Raw genomic sequence first — 16,540 nt, forward strand, 5'->3', positions numbered from 1 at the left:
TTATGCCTAAATGTCCGTGTTGCAAAACGGGCAATTTACACCGGATAGCAGTCTTCGATCAGCGTGGCCCGCCTGCTTGGTATCTTGGCGGTAGCCAAATTACGAATTCCTCTAAAAGTTAATTTTATGGGTAAGGGCGCTTGTGCCCAAAAGTGAAGAAAAACACTCAAAAAACTAAATTAAAACTACTGCAAAAAAAAGAGGACACTAAATCCTCTTGATATTCTCTCTCTAGACTTTACGATAACTCCATAGTTCCTGCCAGTGACCGGTTCCGTTCAACACGGTTTTCATTGTTCGTGCTGCGCACGCAACGAAAACCTAGCTGTTGGCAGTAGTGCGTTGTTTTAGTAATATTCGATTTCTCTAACCCATTTAAAAAGATCAACACCATTAACTGTCTTTATAATTTCAACCCAATTTTTGTTATTATCAAATTTGTAAGAATAAGAAATGTTATAATTATCATTTTTTTGACTATTAAATGATTCTTCACTATAATTTAATGTGACAATTTTATCATTTTTGTAAAAGTATTTCTCAATTATTTTAGCTTTGGAAATATCTTCATCACAACAATATTTTTCAGTTAAATTACCTTTTTCATCATATTTATAATGAACATAAGTTAAAGGTTGATAACCTCTAGAACTATTTATTTGAGTCATCAAATTATTACCATCATATTTAAATATAGTTTCGCTAGTTTTCACAGGATTTTTATAATTTTCATCAGAATATAAATCAAATTTTTGAATTTTTATAAGTTTGTTGTTTTTGTCATATTCATTGATTAAACTTTTATAAGTTACTCCAATAGAATCCTGCACACCATATCCCCAACTATTTTCCCCGGACTTTTTCCAACTATTGGGATTTTTAAAAGTTACGTATGATAGTTTTCCGTTATCATTATAATTATTCACGTACTCATATAAAGTTCCTTCATTATCAAAGTTTTTTTGAATTATGATTTTTCTATTTTTATATTTCTTATAGTCGTGACTAAATAAATTGAGTCTTAAATTCTCATAAAGAATACTTTCATCCACATATTCGCCATATTCCTTAAAATAATGATTTTCAATATCTACAGAATATTTTAGAGAATCTATTTTACTTATTAATCTATCTTTTTCATCATATAAATACCTATAAGATTCCATAAAATCATTGTTTTTTCCGTACCATATATCTTTGACAATTTTTCTTTTTGTGTTAAAATGGCGCTCATAATTTAAATAATAACAGAAGTTTGTAGAATACCACGTATCATAAAATCTTTTGATTGTTGATTCGGGTCCCATAAACCCTGAATGTCCATAATCAGCATCATCATAAAATAATTTTGGATTTTCTGTTTTGGTCAAAAAAAGTACTTTTTCTTTTACTTTTTTTACATTTCCGTAAAGAGAATCTTTAGGTAATTCTTGAGAAAAAGCTAAAGAACAAATGGAGAATAATATTAGTATTAAAAATATATTTTTATTTTTCATTTGTTGTGTTAGGTTATTTAATTCTCTTCGGTTTTTTCGCATTACTGCCAACTAGTATATAGGCGAAACAAAACTTCGTATATACACCCAAATCCGGGTAGATTGGCGAAGGTTTCTTTCGTTTTATGTTTATTCAAATATAATTAAATTTTCTTACAATTAACCAAAACGACTTCGAAGCAATTAGATGCTTTGCGTGAGGGATGGCAGCGAAAATCCTTTATGTTTTTCTTTAAAAACATAAAGATTGCAGCGTACAGCCCGACCCGAAGTTTTTACGCAGGGTCACGCCCAAAGAATACGTATTCGATAGATAATATTCATAAAAAAATCCGTAACTCTCTTGATTATCGAGAACTGCGGATTAAACAAATTAAAAAAATCTAAAAAACCACTAATTAAAATCTTTATCAGGGTTATACCCCAAATAAGGCATTGACTGTTCCTTGAAAACAACACCGTATTCTTCCAGCTCTTTCAAAATAGGCAAATACACTTCTTTACGAATAGGAAGCTGCACACCCGGAGTGGTGATTTTACCATTCAGTATTAATAAGGTTGCCATGGCAACTGGCAAACCAACGGTTTTTGCCATTGCGGTATAGGTCTGGTCTTCGCCAATGCAGACCATTTTTGAATCTATTTGTTCTTTTTTGCTCTCTAGTTCATACCCAAATTTATGGTACATGACAATCATATCTTTATCTTTAGGCTGAAGCGTCCAGCTTTCACTTAGTATTTTCTCCAGAATTTGTGCTGGACTGGCATTTTTTAAACCTACTTTTTTATTGCGATTGAACAAATCCAGTTCCAAAAGTTTGTCCCACATGATATCATCTTGGTCGATTTTAAGGATTAGTCGCATTTTGCTTTCGACAGAATCCGTTGGATGATACGGCAGAAAAGAATTCACAAATTCTCTATAACTCATGTTTTCCGAATCTTCCATACTATAACTGTCATCCGTCATGCCCAATTGCACAAACATGTTCCATGCTTTGGAAAATCCTACTTTACGAATGGTTCCTCTGTATAAGGTAAGGACATCATCGAGTCCATAAACACTGCGATACTTCAGCGAATCTCTGTTGGAATAAGCTTCAAATCGACCGTATCCTTCAACTTCCAGAAATTCAGTTCTACGAAATAAATTACAATACGGAATGTATTTATATGTTCCTTCTTGAATAAACTTAGCTGCTCCGCCCTGTCCTGCCAAAACCACATTCCGTGGTGCCCAAGTGAATTTATAATTCCAAAGATTGGTATCGGATTCTGGCGCTACCAGTCCGCCGCAGAAAGATTCAAACAAAAGCATATTGCCTCCTTTATCCTTAATTTCATCTATTACTTTCATGGCGCTCATGTGATCTATTCCCGGATCAAGACCAATTTCGTTCATGAAAATCAAGTTATTTTCTTTTACTAAAGCATCCAATTCCTGCATGGCATCGCTGATATAAGAGGCGGTAACTAAGTGTTTTTTATAAACAACACAATCTCTTGCCACTTCTATATGTAAATGCGCGGGCAACATAGAGATAACAATATTGGCTTTTTGAATGGCTCCTTTTCTTTGATTTTCATCAAAAATATCTAAGGCTATTGGCGTCGCATTAGGGTGATTATTCGTTTTCTTTTGAGCCAAATCCAATGATAAATCTCCAATAATCAGATGAAGTTGCTCTTTCTCTGATTTATTCAATAGATATTGTATCAACGACGATGCTGATCTTCCTGCTCCAATGATTAAAATTATTCTCATAATTACATAAATATAACACAAATATACAATATTGTTGTATTTATAACAAATAGTATTTTACTAAAACATTCAAATATTTTTACAAGGCGCCATAAAAATCGCTAAAACCTACCATTTATAAAAAAACGAACCTCAAAAAAGAATCTTGAGAATTTCTTTTACAGTGTCTCGATAAGAGATACTTTTGTATCGCAAATAAATTAAAAAAATGGACAAGAAAATAATTTCAACAGGAGCAATATTTGGGATGATAGCGATAATTTTAGGAGCTTTTGGCGCACATGCCCTAAAAAAAGTACTGTCTCTGGAACAACTTTCCACTTTTGAAACTGGAGTACGCTACCAAATGTACCATGCAGTCTTTTTATTATTCATTGGAGCATCAAATCACCTGTCTCAAAAAGCAAAAAAAACAATCTATTTTTTAGTTCTTTTTGGGGTACTTTTATTTTCAGGATCCATTTATTTATTGGCAACAAATAATCTCACCTCTTTTGATTTTAAGGCCATCGGATTTGTGACACCTATCGGCGGACTCCTATTAATACTGGCCTGGGGAGCTTTACTACTGAATATTATTAATAAAAAATCATAAAATTAAGATAATCAAATCCTATCTGAAATATAATTTCTACTTTTGCAGTCTATAAAAACAAACACACACAACATCAAATTTATGGACAACAACATCCTTATCTCGCAATCGATTTCGTTAAAAGACTTAGGAATTGAAAATGCAAAAATTAACTACCAATTATCCCCAGATGAATTGCATGAAATTACAATAAAATCTGGTCAAGGAGTGGAGAGCTCTACAGGAGCATTGGCAATTAATACAGGTGAATTTACCGGACGGTCGCCACTAGATCGTTTTATTGTAAAAGACAGCATAACTGAAGACAAAGTTTGGTGGGGAAAAGTAAACATTCCTTTCGAATCAGATGCTTTTGACGCTTTATACAAAAAAGTTACTGCTTATTTATCCCATAAAGAAGTTTTCGTTAGAGATTCCTATGTATGTGCAGATCCTAATTACAGATTAAATGTGAGAGTTGTCACGGAAACGGCTTGGGCAAATTTATTTTGCTACAATATGTTTTTGAGACCCGAAATAGAAGAACTTGCGCACTTTTCTCCGGAATGGACCTTACTTTGTGTACCAAGTTTCCTTGCAGTTCCAGCAGTTGACAGTACACGTCAAAGCAATTTTGCCATATTAGACTTTACCAAAAAAGTAGTTCTAATAGGTGGAACAGGATATACAGGTGAAATGAAAAAAGGAATTTTTTCCGCTTTGAACTTCATTATGCCTGTTTTCAAAAACACGTTACCAATGCATTGCAGCGCTAATGTGGGTGATGAAGGAGATACAGCTATTTTCTTTGGTTTATCTGGAACTGGCAAAACTACTTTATCAGCCGATCCGAAAAGAAAACTTATTGGAGATGATGAGCATGGCTGGACGAACGAAAACACTGTTTTCAATTTTGAAGGAGGCTGCTATGCCAAAGTAGTAAACCTTTCCGAAGAAAATGAACCCGATATTTTTAGAGCCATTAAAAAAGGAGCCATTTTAGAAAATGTAATTTTCAAAGACGGCACTAATGAAGTAGATTTTCAAGATGTTTCCATAACTCCAAATACCAGAGTTAGTTATCCAATTTATCATATAGATAACATTCAGCCCGGTTCTATTGGAAAAAATCCAAAAAATATCTTCTTCTTAACTGCCGATTCTTTTGGTATTTTACCTCCAATTTCTAAATTGACACCAGGTCAGGCTGCGTACCACTTTATTTCTGGATATACCGCAAAAGTTGCCGGAACTGAAGCTGGTGTAACAGAGCCACAACCTAATTTTTCTGCTTGTTTTGGTGCGCCTTTTATGCCGCTACACCCAACAAAATATGCTGAAATGCTAAGCAAAAAAATGAAAGATTCGAATGTAAAAGTTTGGTTGATCAATACGGGTTGGACAGGCGGACCTTACGGAATAGGAAGCAGAATGAAACTGAAATACACTCGTGCTATGATTACCGCTGCTTTAAACGGAGAATTAGATACTGTAGCGTATGAAAATCACGCAGTATTTGGAATTGCAAAACCACAATCTTGCCCTAATGTTCCCAGCGAAATATTGAATCCTAGAAATACATGGGAAGATCCAGAACTATACGATAAAAAAGCGGTTGAATTAGCACAGAAATTCAAAGCTAACTTCTCCAAATTTGAAGAATTTGCAAATGCCGAAATTATGGCAGGAGCTCCTTTAGCATAAGTTATTATTAATTCAAAAACCAAAAAGTCGTTCGTCATGAACGGCTTTTTTTATGCATAAAAAATGCTAAACAAAAACAAACCAACTATTTATACCATTATTTAAAATTTGGCGTTAAATTTGTAATCATCAATCAATCAAAAAATCAATCATGTTAAAACAATTTTTTATCCTCTGTTCAGGGGCTGACAAAAACCTTCTTGAAGGTTGCTCTGAAGGGGAACAAACTAAATATGTTGGCATTGGCGCCACCGTTTTCTTTACCGCTGTCATGGCTTTTATCGCCAGCGCTTATGCACTTTTTACTGTTTTCGATAATGTGTATCCCGCTTTACTCTTTGGATTAGTTTGGAGTTTACTTATTTTCAATTTGGATCGTTTTATTGTTTCTACCATTCGAAAAAGAGACCAATTTGGAAGTGAATTTCTACAAGCAACACACCGAATTATTTTGGCGGTAATCATTGCGATAGTAATTTCAAAACCATTGGAAATTAAAATTTTCGAAAAAGAGATTAATACCGTTTTATTGAAAGAGAAAAACGCTATGGCCTTAAACAACAAAAAGGAAGTGGCTAATTATTTCAAATCGGATTTAGACAAAAATAAAGCTGACATAGCCAGTTTAAAATCAGAAATCAGCAAGAAAGAAAAAGAAGTAAACACACTCTACGAAACTTATATTACTGAGGCTGAAGGAACCGCTGGGACCAAAAAATTAGGCAAAGGCCCCGTTTTTAAAGAAAAAATAGCCAAACATGATTTGGTTAAGAAAGAACTGGATACTTTACAAAAAACCAACTTAGCCAAAATTGCTGAAATGGAAAAAAAATCCAAAACACTTCAAGCAGATTTAGACAAAAAAGTAACGGAAACCCAACCTATAATTGATAGATTTGATGGTTTAATGGCGCGTATCAATGCCTTGAATAAATTACCTTGGGTGCCTTCCTTTTTTATCATGCTGTTATTTCTGGCAATCGAAACTTCCCCAATTATTGCCAAATTATTATCTCCAAAAGGAGAATATGATTTTAAACTGGAAGATTTGGAAACAGCTTTAAAAGCTACTTTGGACCAAGACAAATACCAACGAAGTTTGCTAGTAAAAAACAGTGCTTCCATGCACGATAAAGTCTATGAAGATATAGCCCAAGATAAAAATCTATACGACTTACAACGCAAGAAAGCGACAGAATTACTGGAATTACAAGCCCATAATTTTGTAGAAAAACAGAAAAGCACTTTATAATAAAAACAAACCCGACATGCTTTAAACAGGTCGGGTTTTCTATTTTTTTTAAGTTTTAAATTCTGATTCCTAAACTACATATAACTCAAAATTTCTTTTTTGAAAGCATCATATTCGCCTTGCAAAATCAGTCCGTTATCCAGTAATTTTTTATAATTCTGCAGTTTTTCAAAAAGTTCATCTTGCGACAATCCGCTTAGTCCATTTTCCTTTGGAGTATCAGCTGGAGCATTAAATTGCTCTTTTTCCATAGTATAAACTGGTGGCGTAACGGGCATTATTTCAGCAAAACTGGTTACTTCTTCCGTTTCCATTTCTTCGATAATTTCCACTTCTTCAATTGGTGCAACGGGAACTTCATCAACTATTGATGTATTTGAAACAGCGCCACCTTTTAAAATATCCAATTGTTCTTTGGCGTACGTAAATATTTTTCGAGCTTGAATTTTAGGAATATAATCAATCGAAACCTCCATATTGGTTCTGGTCGTAAAAGAAAATTCAGATCCTAGAATATTTTCTTTTACAAAAGTTCCTTCTATCTCGTCCCAAGTGTAATCAATAAAATTCATGGAAAGTCCCAGATTTTTTGGCTGACAAATGATGATTCTTTTATTGGTCATCACAATACTATCTGGTAAAACAGTAATAGCTGGTTTTTTTTGAACAGCAATATAACCGATTTCTTCATTCTTCATCAATAAATCACTCAATTTTGAAGCGATTTTTTCGATGGCTTTAGGATCTTGTTCTTCGTTTAAAAACTTCTTAAATTGTTCTTTCATATTATATGCTGAATTTATTCAGTATGTATTTATAATTTTTATTCTGATTTTCTTCGCAAAAGTAATGCCTAATTTTCTAATTCTTGAATTTCGCTCTGCATTTTCTTTGTTAAACTTTTGAAAACCAATTCGTAGGAATGATCTATCAATTCTTTAATAAGTGAATCTGGCACGCCTTCATTCACAGCAATGGTATTCCAATGCATTTTATTCATGTGAAATCCCGGTTGGATACTATCGTATTCCGAACGCAATTCCTGAGCTCGTTCTGGATCACATTTCAAATTCATTGCCGGTTGTCCTTTTTCCCATTGGCTTAAAGAGGATAACGCAAATATTTTTCCTCCCACTTTAAACACCAAGGTATCTTCATCAAAAGGGAAATGTTCCGTTACTGCTTTTTTAGAAAGACAATATTCATAATATGTTTCTAAATTCATGGTTTAAAATTATTTCTAAATCAAATTATTTTCTTTTCCATCATTTTCTCGGGATTTTCCAATGCTGTAAAACCAAATTTCTCATATAAAAAATGAGCATCTGATGTCGCTAATCTCCAAATTTTAACCTCTTTTAATTTAGGCTCCGTCATCATTTTTTTTATTAAAATAGAGGAATATCCCTTACCTCGATGCTCTTCCGTAATAAAAACATCCATTAAATAGGCAAAAACGACATAGTCTGTAATAACTCGTGCGAAACCAATTTGTTTGTCATTTAAATAAATTCCGAAACAAAATGAATTATCAATTGTAATTTGAACTTCGGCCATTGTTCGTCCTGCAGCCCAATAAATATCTTTCAGAAAGTGCTGAATAAATGGAACGTCTAACTTATTTTTATCGGTTGAAACGGACACGAGCCCATAAGGCGAACTGGCGGAGCATATCATATTTTATATAGTATCGGTTTACTTGGACTCGCATCATTTTCGAATGGCGCCATTTGCAAATTCAACAAATAACTCCCGTCTTTTACTTCATTTGGAACAAAAATCATCTCGGTAATCGTGCAATCCAATCGTGCATCTGCATTCAAATTATTCACATCTGTTACATTCCAAAACGCTTTGTGTGCCAATAATTTCCCTTCGTCATGTTCTTTATCAACACTTGGCAAATCAATCAATAAATGCTTAATACCGCTTTCGCAAATGAAACGCGCAGCAGCCTCATCAAGATAAGGCGGATTTGTATTCGAATATTTTAACTGTTTTTTTGATTCTAAATTGGGAATTGTTCGAATGATAATCGCTTCTCTTGGAATACCTAACTTCAATGTCACATCGAGCGCAGTCGAGATGCTATCCAAAGTAATCACTAAATCTTCTCCTTGTCTTTCTGGCACAACCGAAACCAATTCAGCCAAAAAGAAAAACTGTTTCAACGACTGATTAACACTGTAAAATTCCCGTGTAATATGGCCCAAACATTCCGTGTGAGTTCCGTGTCCGTGTGGATTGAAAAAAATGTTATTGAAATTGGTAGATGACTTTCCTTCCGATACTTTCCCTATCCATTCCCCAAAAACGACGGGCTCAATGACTGGTTTCTCTATATACCACGCAATAGGATTTTCATCGGTATTCGTCAACGGAATCGAAATATCAATAGGTTTTGATAGATCGATTTGGAAATTATCAATAGTTGCAATCATTTATGCTGAATTTATTTCAGCATCTCATCTGGAGATACTTTATAAGTTCAAATATAAATCTTTTAATTCAGGATTTGAAAGTTTTGCGATATTCCATTTCCAGTCTTTATGCCAATTTTTAAGTTGTTTTTCTCTTTTAAAAGCATCACTCAAATCATCAAACTCTTCAAAATATATTAAAATAGTAGCATTATATTTTTTTGTAAAATCTGCGCCAGTCCCATTTCTATGACAATTAACTCTATTTTTAAGATTTTTGGTTGCTCCAACATATAAAAACAGTAGCATTTTTATTAGTCAAAATATATGTAAAACCTTTTTCAATACAAAAATCAATTAAAAATCAACAGATCCTGAAACTAGTTCAGGATAAACAAATCACTTGCAATTCCGTCCGTCAAAAACTTTCCTTTTCGAGTCGGTTTTAGAATGCTGTTTTCTATAGAAAGTAAATTATCCTCAAGGAATTTTTGAGCTTGTTTATTCAAATATTTTAAATAATCAACTCCAAATTCGCTTTCGATTCTGTCCAAAGAAACCCCCCAAATCGTTCGCAAACCCGTCATAATATATTCATTGTAACGATCAGCTGTCGAAAGGATTTCTGTTTCATTCGGCACTTTATTTTCTTGAATGGATTTTAAATACTTCGAATTATTCGAAACATTCCAGCTTCGGGAAATTCCGTCATAACTATGCGCCGAAGGACCAATTCCCAGATATTTTTTCCCCAACCAATACGCGGAATTGTTCTTGGAAAAGTAATTAGCCTTTCCAAAATTCGACAATTCATAATGAATAAATTCATTGGCTTCGAGCGTTTCGACCAAAATAGCAAAATGTTCTTGGGCAACTTCATCATTAGGCGCGGCAATTTTTCCCGTTTGAATCAACTTGTTCAATGCCGTCTTTGGTTCCACCGTCAAAGCGTAACTGGAAATATGCGGAATCCCAAATGACAACGCTATTTCAATGTTTTGCTTCCATTTCTCATTGCTCATTCCCGGAATTCCGTAAATCAAATCAACGGAAATATTGTCGAAATACTGGGTAGCTTCCGCCAAACATTTTTTGGCTTCCGCCGAATTATGAGCTCGATTCATCAGCTGTAAATCATCTTCAAAAAACGACTGAATACCGATACTCAACCTATTGATTTTGCTTTTGGATAATTCGACAATTCGTTCACTTGACAAATCATCCGGATTGGCTTCAAGCGTGATTTCAGGATTTTCTGAAACTTTATAATTCTTATACACTTCGGCAATCAGGAAATTAATTTCCTCGGTGGTTAAAACGGAAGGTGTTCCTCCACCTAAATAAATAGTTTCAATAATTTGATTCTCGAATTCCTTTTTACGCATTTGCAATTCTTTGGCAATAGCCAATACCATCTCTGCTGCCTTCTTCATCGAAGTCGAAAAATGGAAGTCGCAATAGTGACACGCTTGCTTGCAAAAAGGGATATGGATGTAGATTCCGCTCATTAATTTAGTGTACAGTCGCAGTCGCAGTTTCCAGTTACTGAGACTGAAAACTGCGACTGAAAACTATTTTTTTACTCGTTCTTCATTTTGTTTCACAAAAGCATCCCAACCGGTATAACTTTTCTCCCCCACCACTTTTCCGGAATTAAAAAAATGACAGACCGCTGCTGCTAATCCATCGGTGCTATCGAGATTTTTAGGCAATTCCTTCAATCCTAAAAGTTGCTGGAGCATTTTGGCCACTTGCTCCTTACTGGCGTTTCCGTTTCCAGTAATTGCCATTTTTATTTTCTTGGGTTCGTATTCAGTAATGGGAATATCTCTTGAAAGTCCTGCTGCCATGGCCACGCCTTGTGCGCGTCCTAACTTCAACATTGATTGCACATTTTTACCAAAGAAAGGCGCTTCAATCGCAATTTCATCTGGATTGTGGGTATCGATTAACTCAATGGTCCGTTCGAAAATGATTTTCAGTTTCTGGTAATGATTGTCGTATTTAGACAATTGCAATTCGTTCAATTGCAAGAATACCATTTTTTTATTGACAATTTTTATCAATCCAAAACCCATAATCGTAGTCCCTGGGTCAATTCCCAATATGATGCGCTCGTTTGCCAATTTAAATTTGTTATTTTGCAGTAATGATTACAATTCCTCACAAAGCTAAGCAATTCCTCGTTCTTATAATCAAAGTTTTGATTGTGGGTGGCGCATTCTATTTTATTTACAATCAATTGGCGAATAACGACAAACTGGATTGGCAAAAGTTCCTTGTTTTATTCCAGAAAAATCAGTCGGTTAGTGGAATCGCTTTTATTTTGTTATTGAGTGTTTTGAATCGGTTTTTTGAAATTTTGAAATGGCAGAATTTGGTCGGATTTATACATAAAATATCGCTAGGCGAGGCAACAAAACAAGTTCTTGGCGCACTGACGGCCGGACTGTTTACTCCAAATGGTGTAGGCGAATATGCCGGAAAAGCACTATTTTTCGAGAAAAAACACACTAAAAACGTCCTTTTTTTAAACCTGATTTGCAACGGAATCCAAATGATTTTGACCGTTATTTTTGGGATTTTTGGCTTATTGTATTTTAATGCACGATACAATGTGATTACCACAAAAACCGTTACGCTACTTTTTGGAGTGCTAATACTAGTATTTCTTGTTTCTTTTCTCTTGAAAAAATTCACGATTAAAGGCTATTCCATCGAAAGATTGATTCATAAGATTAACGAAATTCCAAAACCCATTCATCAAAAAAACATCTTTTTAGCGCTTTGTCGTTTTATAGTTTTTTCACACCAATATTATTTTTTATTTCTGGCTTTTGATGTTGATTTACCATACCTCACCGTTATAGCCACAATCACAAGTGTGTATTTTTTAGCTTCCTCCTTGCCTACTTTCCAATTTTTGGATTTTGCCGTAAAAGGAAGTGTAGCGGTGTATTTCTTTGGAATTCTTGGTGTAAACGAATGGATCGTGATTTTTGTGACCACGCTCATGTGGTTCCTCAATGTGGTTTTACCGGTAGTTATTGGTAGTTACTATGTATTGAATTTTAAAACTAAAAATCCAATATGATTTTTGTGTTATACTTCATTATAATCCTCTATTGCTCAGCAATTGTCTTCCTAATTTATGGTTTCAACAAAGTAAGTGTTATTGATTATATTGGTCTAGAGCCAAAAATAAAATTCTCAATTATAGTTCCTTTTCGGAATGAAGCGGAGAATCTGCCTGTTTTATTAGACAGTTTATCCAAATTGAATTACCCGATGGAATTGTTTGAAGTGATTTTGGTCGATGACGAATCCGACAAAAAATTTCAGGTTTCAGACTTCCGGTTTCAGGTCTCCATTATAAAGAATATTCGGGTTTCGAATTCACCCAAAAAAGATGCGATTCTAACCGCGATGCAAATCGTAAATACGACTTGGATTATCACTACCGATGCGGATTGCACAGTCAATAAAAACTGGTTATTGGCATTGGATAATTACATTCAGCTCCATGATGTCGCGATGATTGCCGGAGCTGTGACGTATGCTTGTGGTGATTCGTTTCTGGATCATTTCCAGCAATTGGATTTGGCTAGTTTACAAGGAGCCACAATAGGAAGTTTTGGAATTAAAAAAGGATTTATGTGTAATGGCGCTAATTTTGCTTATACCAAATCGTTTTTTCAAGAATTGGATGGATTTAATGGAAACGAGGGGATTGCAAGTGGCGACGATGTTTTCCTGTTACAAAAAGCGATGCTCTCCCGAAACTTCGGGACCGAAAAAGTCCATTATTTGAAATCAGAAAACAATATTATCATCACAAAACCATTGAACGATTGGAAAGCGTTATTCTATCAAAGAGTGCGTTGGGCATCTAAAACAAGTTCGTATCAAAGTACTTTCGGAAAAGGATTAGGAGTATTGGTTTTCGGGGGGAATTTGTGTTTTGTTTTGGGTCTTGGCTTTTGGGCATTCGGTTTGGTTTCGTTTCCAAATATCTTTTTGTTATTGGTATTTAAATTTACTGTTGATGCTGTTTTGATTTACAAAGCCAATCAATTTTTGAATAAAAGTAAAACACGCTATTTGATTTTGAGCAGTTTGTTGTATCCGTTTTTTAGTGTGAGTGTCGCTTTGTATTCGTTGTTTGGTAAATACGAATGGAAAGGAAGAACGTTTTAGTCCCGACTCTTCGGGAGCAGATTTTTGATTAACGATTTTTGATTTCTGAAACGATACTTCTTGTTTTACACTAAAGCCCTAGCCCAGATGGAAACGGCATCCTTTTTCTTTTTTCTTTAAAAAGAAAAACATATAGTGAACAGCTGGAAATAGCTCCTAGAAAAACTACTCTACTTTAAGAATAACCGGAAGAATAAATTGTGTTTTTACAGGAATTCCGCGTTTGATGGCTGGATTCACTTTTGGAAAATCAACCAGACGCGCTTTGAGGATGCTGTCAATTTTTATTCTGTCGTATGCCACGGAATCTTTTGGAAATTGTGGCTCAAATTGCATCGTGGCGTTAGGAAAAATAGTTACTTTTACTTCAATCGTGTCCAATTCCGGATAAAGAACCGAAAGGGTATCAATGCTCAATTTTTCCTGAATCAACTGCGTTAAAACTTCAAAAAAGCATTGTTGACGTTGTTTTTTATCCTCTATTTTTTCACAATCTACAACCGACGGGTATTCATCGACTTCTTTCCAGTTGATGGATTTCAGTTCCTTTTGCAACAATTCCTTTTCCGAAGGCACTTGCTTTTCGAAATACTGGCAGGAATTAAAAAGTATAATTACTAAAAAAAGGTAATAGTGCTTCAAGATTTTGTTTTTCAATTGAACTAATATTTTATAAAAATACAATTATTTTTTTTGAGTTGCTTTAGAAAGCAAATAATCTTCGTAGGTTTCAGCAAACCATTTCTTTTTGTTTTCGGCAGCAATTTCTTTTTGGTCTGGATATAATGCTGCCAATCGATCTGAAAAAATAGCAATCTGAATGGTGTATTTATAGAATTCTTCTTTTGATAATACTAAATTGGGATTAGTTTTTTTATCGAAAAATTCAAAAAAAAGGGTATCAAACTGTTTCAACGAAAAATTTGATACTTTTACTTTATTGGCATTGTATAACGTTTCTTTCAAAAGGGCATCAGCAGTATTCACCGTTTTCTCTTGGGCTTGTAAGCACTCCGGAGAAACCATGAAAAATAGCCCAATGGAAAATACTAAAATTATTTTTCTCATATTCGTTCAGAAATAGACATTGCTTCTTTATTTTTCAAAATTACTAAAATAATTCTATGGATATAGTACTTTTAATTCTTGGTTTTTCATGCATGATTACAGGCATTTTTGGGAGCTTTTTGCCGGTTTTACCTGGCCCAAGTATCAGCTGGATTGGTTTACTGTTGCTTTATTTCACGAATGCTGTTCCAGCTAATTATTGGATTCTTGGAATTGCTTTATTGATTACTGTCGTTATTTCTATTTTGGATTATGTCATCCCTTCCAGAGGAACCAAAAAATTTGGTGGCAGCACGTATGGTATTTGGGGAACGAATATCGGTTTGATTATCGGAATACTGGCTCCTATTCCTTTTGGGTTTCTTTTAGGACCTTTTGTTGGCGCATTCCTTGGAGAACTTATTTTCGATTCTAAAGATCACAAACGGGCTTGGAAAGCAGCCACAGGGTCATTTATTGGCTTACTGGCTTCCAGTTTTATGAAATTTGTAGTTTGCGTGATATATTTAGGATTGTTTCTTACGATTCTCTGGCAGTATAAATCAGAGCTGTTTTAATTTATAAACTTCCTGAAATCAAAAAAGCCTTTCAGTTACGAAAGGCTTTCTTAAATCTAGCGGTCTGGACGGGACTCGAACCCGCGACCCCATGCGTGACAGGCATGTATTCTAACCAACTGAACTACCAAACCTGCTTTATTTTTAATCAAAAAAGCTATCCACAAAAGTGGAAAGCTTTTCATTGGTCTAACTACTAAACCCGCTACGAGTTACAAATTCGCAGCAAACAACACAACTAGCTTTAGATACCTTATTGGGGCAAAAAAGCCTTTCAGTTATGAAAGGCTTTCCCCAATATTAGCGGTCTGGACGGGACTCGAACCCGCGACCCCATGCGTGACAGGCATGTATTCTAACCAACTGAACTACCAAACCTGCTGCTTTATTGCGGTGGCAAAGATACAATAGATTTCCATTTACGCAAGCGTTTTTTGAAAAAATATTTGATAAAAATTCGCCGTATCACCCAAAGTTTTGTTTTTCAACTAAGTATGTCATTAAAATTTTTTCGAAACTTTCATCAACCCCTACCGGAATGTACTTTATTCGGTTTTGTACGCAGGTTAACGCCAGCTTCTTGAAGTAACGTTCTACCTGTTTTTCGTATTCTTCTTTTACATTATCTGCAAAAACTGCTACTTCTTCACCCGATTCCACATCAATAAACTTCCTTGGCACATTATCAAAGTCAAAATTCAGCTCGGTTTTGTTATCCACAACATGAAATAAAACCACTTTGTGCTTGTTGTGTTTCAAATGTTGCAGCGCATTAAACAGCGCTTCTTCTCCAGATGCATCTGAACCGGACTGAAACATATCCGTAAATAGGATAATCATGGAACGACGGTGAATTTTCTCTGCTATTTGATGCAAGAATGTAACCGTGTCGGTGCTTTTTTTGATTGTAGGCTTTTCCAGCAGCCCTTCAAGTGCATTCAAAATCATTCTGTGATGGCGATCACTGCCTTTTTCAGGCGCGTAATACTCGTATTTGTCCGAAAACACACTTAGCCCCACAGCATCGCGTTGCTTCTTTAAAAGATTCATTAAAACCGCCGAAGCCAAAACCGAGAAGCCAATTTTGTTTTCATAGAATTGCTGACTGTCTTTTAATTTAGGATAATGCATCGAAGAGGAATTATCGATGATGATGTGGCAGCGTAAATTCGTTTCTTCCTCAAATCGTTTCGTGTACAAACGATCTGTTTTGGCAAATAATTTCCAATCGATGTGTTTGGTACTTTCGCCCACATTATAGACTTTATGCTCCGCAAATTCGGCTGAAAAGCCATGAAACGGACTTTTATGCATGCCCGAAATAAAACCCTCCACAACCTGATTGGCCAGCAATTCAAGATGTTGAAAACTGGATATTTTCTCTATTTGCGATTCGATCTTCATATCTCAAAGATAATTTGAAAATTTGGAAATTTAGCTGATTTGAAAATACAATTTCAGCGCATAAAAAAAAGGCCTGACTTTCGCCAAACCTTTTATCTGAATC

The 16,540-nt window shown here is 34.9% G+C and carries 18 protein-coding genes, 2 tRNA genes and 1 pseudogene; 7 read left to right on the forward strand and 14 right to left on the reverse strand.

The window, feature by feature from the left end:
• A pseudogene (locus ACNQGG_RS17285) lies at positions 1–122 on the forward strand (IS91 family transposase); the annotation flags it as partial.
• A gap of 225 nt (positions 123–347) precedes the next feature.
• Here ACNQGG_RS17285 and ACNQGG_RS00005 read toward each other — a convergent pair.
• Together ACNQGG_RS00005 and ACNQGG_RS00010 are read right to left on the reverse strand one after the other, a co-directional pair.
• Positions 348–1,496, reverse strand: a complete 1,149-nt coding sequence (locus ACNQGG_RS00005; RefSeq protein WP_417960340.1) for a hypothetical protein — start codon at positions 1,494–1,496, stop codon at positions 348–350.
• A gap of 394 nt (positions 1,497–1,890) precedes the next feature.
• Positions 1,891–3,261, reverse strand: a complete 1,371-nt coding sequence (locus tag ACNQGG_RS00010) for a saccharopine dehydrogenase family protein (protein WP_417960342.1) — start codon at positions 3,259–3,261, stop codon at positions 1,891–1,893.
• 208 nt (positions 3,262–3,469) lie between these two features.
• Between ACNQGG_RS00010 and ACNQGG_RS00015 the strand changes: the two genes are divergently transcribed.
• The 3 genes from ACNQGG_RS00015 (at position 3,470) to ACNQGG_RS00025 (ending at position 6,791) form a co-directional block, all read left to right on the forward strand.
• Positions 3,470–3,856 (forward strand): DUF423 domain-containing protein, encoded by a 387-nt coding sequence (locus ACNQGG_RS00015; RefSeq protein WP_417960344.1) that lies wholly within the window; start codon positions 3,470–3,472, stop codon positions 3,854–3,856.
• Positions 3,857–3,937: 81 nt separating this feature from the next.
• Entirely contained in the window at positions 3,938–5,539 is a 1,602-nt protein-coding gene (pckA, locus tag ACNQGG_RS00020; protein ID WP_417960346.1) for a phosphoenolpyruvate carboxykinase (ATP), read from the forward strand.
• A 151-nt stretch (positions 5,540–5,690) separates the two neighbouring features.
• Complete coding sequence (locus ACNQGG_RS00025) at positions 5,691–6,791, forward strand: DUF4407 domain-containing protein (protein WP_417960348.1); 1,101 nt, start codon at positions 5,691–5,693, stop codon at positions 6,789–6,791.
• A gap of 74 nt (positions 6,792–6,865) precedes the next feature.
• On the opposite strand, the gene ACNQGG_RS00030 is transcribed toward ACNQGG_RS00025, so the two are convergent.
• From ACNQGG_RS00030 to ruvC, 7 genes are all read right to left on the reverse strand, one after another.
• Positions 6,866–7,576, reverse strand: a complete 711-nt coding sequence (locus tag ACNQGG_RS00030) for a PH domain-containing protein (RefSeq protein WP_417960350.1) — start codon at positions 7,574–7,576, stop codon at positions 6,866–6,868.
• 68 nt (positions 7,577–7,644) lie between these two features.
• A complete protein-coding gene (locus tag ACNQGG_RS00035) occupies positions 7,645–8,016 on the reverse strand; it encodes an MmcQ/YjbR family DNA-binding protein (RefSeq protein WP_417960352.1) in 372 nt (123 codons plus the stop codon).
• 20 nt (positions 8,017–8,036) lie between these two features.
• Positions 8,037–8,468, reverse strand: a complete 432-nt coding sequence (locus tag ACNQGG_RS00040; protein WP_417960354.1) for a GNAT family N-acetyltransferase — start codon at positions 8,466–8,468, stop codon at positions 8,037–8,039.
• The gene (locus ACNQGG_RS00045; RefSeq protein WP_417960356.1) at positions 8,465–9,232 is read right to left on the reverse strand and encodes a cyclase family protein; all 768 of its coding nucleotides are present in this window, start codon (positions 9,230–9,232) and stop codon (positions 8,465–8,467) included. The genes ACNQGG_RS00040 and ACNQGG_RS00045 overlap by 4 nt, the downstream gene beginning before the upstream one ends.
• A 39-nt stretch (positions 9,233–9,271) precedes the next feature.
• Positions 9,272–9,520: a GIY-YIG nuclease family protein gene (locus ACNQGG_RS00050; protein ID WP_417960358.1), complete on the reverse strand. Its 249-nt coding sequence runs from the start codon at positions 9,518–9,520 to the stop codon at positions 9,272–9,274.
• A 71-nt stretch (positions 9,521–9,591) separates the two neighbouring features.
• The gene (gene hemW, locus ACNQGG_RS00055) at positions 9,592–10,719 is read right to left on the reverse strand and encodes a radical SAM family heme chaperone HemW (protein WP_417960360.1); all 1,128 of its coding nucleotides are present in this window, start codon (positions 10,717–10,719) and stop codon (positions 9,592–9,594) included.
• Positions 10,720–10,782: 63 nt separating this feature from the next.
• Positions 10,783–11,337 carry a crossover junction endodeoxyribonuclease RuvC gene (gene ruvC / locus ACNQGG_RS00060; protein ID WP_416837275.1) on the reverse strand — a complete coding sequence of 185 codons (555 nt, stop codon included), beginning with the start codon at positions 11,335–11,337 and terminating at the stop codon, positions 10,783–10,785.
• A 23-nt stretch (positions 11,338–11,360) separates the two neighbouring features.
• Here ruvC and ACNQGG_RS00065 point away from each other — a divergent pair, with 23 nt between their 5' ends.
• Both ACNQGG_RS00065 and ACNQGG_RS00070 read left to right on the forward strand, forming a co-directional pair.
• On the forward strand, positions 11,361–12,305 hold the full coding sequence (locus ACNQGG_RS00065) for a hypothetical protein (protein ID WP_417960362.1): 945 nt from the start codon (positions 11,361–11,363) through the stop codon (positions 12,303–12,305).
• On the forward strand, positions 12,302–13,408 hold the full coding sequence (locus ACNQGG_RS00070; RefSeq protein ID WP_417960364.1) for a glycosyltransferase family 2 protein: 1,107 nt from the start codon (positions 12,302–12,304) through the stop codon (positions 13,406–13,408). The genes ACNQGG_RS00065 and ACNQGG_RS00070 overlap by 4 nt, the downstream gene beginning before the upstream one ends.
• Positions 13,409–13,573: 165 nt before the next feature.
• Here ACNQGG_RS00070 and ACNQGG_RS00075 read toward each other — a convergent pair whose 3' ends face one another.
• Complete coding sequence (locus ACNQGG_RS00075) at positions 13,574–14,050, reverse strand: hypothetical protein (protein ID WP_417960933.1); 477 nt, start codon at positions 14,048–14,050, stop codon at positions 13,574–13,576.
• A gap of 42 nt (positions 14,051–14,092) precedes the next feature.
• Positions 14,093–14,476 carry a hypothetical protein gene (locus tag ACNQGG_RS00080; RefSeq protein WP_417960366.1) on the reverse strand — a complete coding sequence of 128 codons (384 nt, stop codon included), beginning with the start codon at positions 14,474–14,476 and terminating at the stop codon, positions 14,093–14,095.
• Positions 14,477–14,532: 56 nt separating this feature from the next.
• Here ACNQGG_RS00080 and ACNQGG_RS00085 point away from each other — a divergent pair, with 56 nt between their 5' ends.
• Positions 14,533–15,033, forward strand: coding sequence for a DUF456 domain-containing protein (locus ACNQGG_RS00085; RefSeq protein ID WP_417960368.1), 501 nt, complete (start codon positions 14,533–14,535; stop codon positions 15,031–15,033).
• Between the two features lie 60 nt (positions 15,034–15,093).
• Here the strand turns inward: ACNQGG_RS00085 and ACNQGG_RS00090 are convergent.
• The 3 genes from ACNQGG_RS00090 to ACNQGG_RS00100 form a co-directional block, all read right to left on the reverse strand.
• Positions 15,094–15,167 (reverse strand) — tRNA-Asp (locus tag ACNQGG_RS00090).
• 170 nt (positions 15,168–15,337) lie between these two features.
• Positions 15,338–15,411 (reverse strand) — tRNA-Asp (locus ACNQGG_RS00095).
• Between the two features lie 87 nt (positions 15,412–15,498).
• Positions 15,499–16,437 carry a DUF58 domain-containing protein gene (locus ACNQGG_RS00100; RefSeq protein ID WP_417960370.1) on the reverse strand — a complete coding sequence of 313 codons (939 nt, stop codon included), beginning with the start codon at positions 16,435–16,437 and terminating at the stop codon, positions 15,499–15,501.
• Positions 16,438–16,540: the final 103 nt, after the last annotated feature.

The organism is Flavobacterium esculini, assembly GCF_048284325.1.
GTDB lineage: Bacteria > Bacteroidota > Bacteroidia > Flavobacteriales > Flavobacteriaceae > Flavobacterium.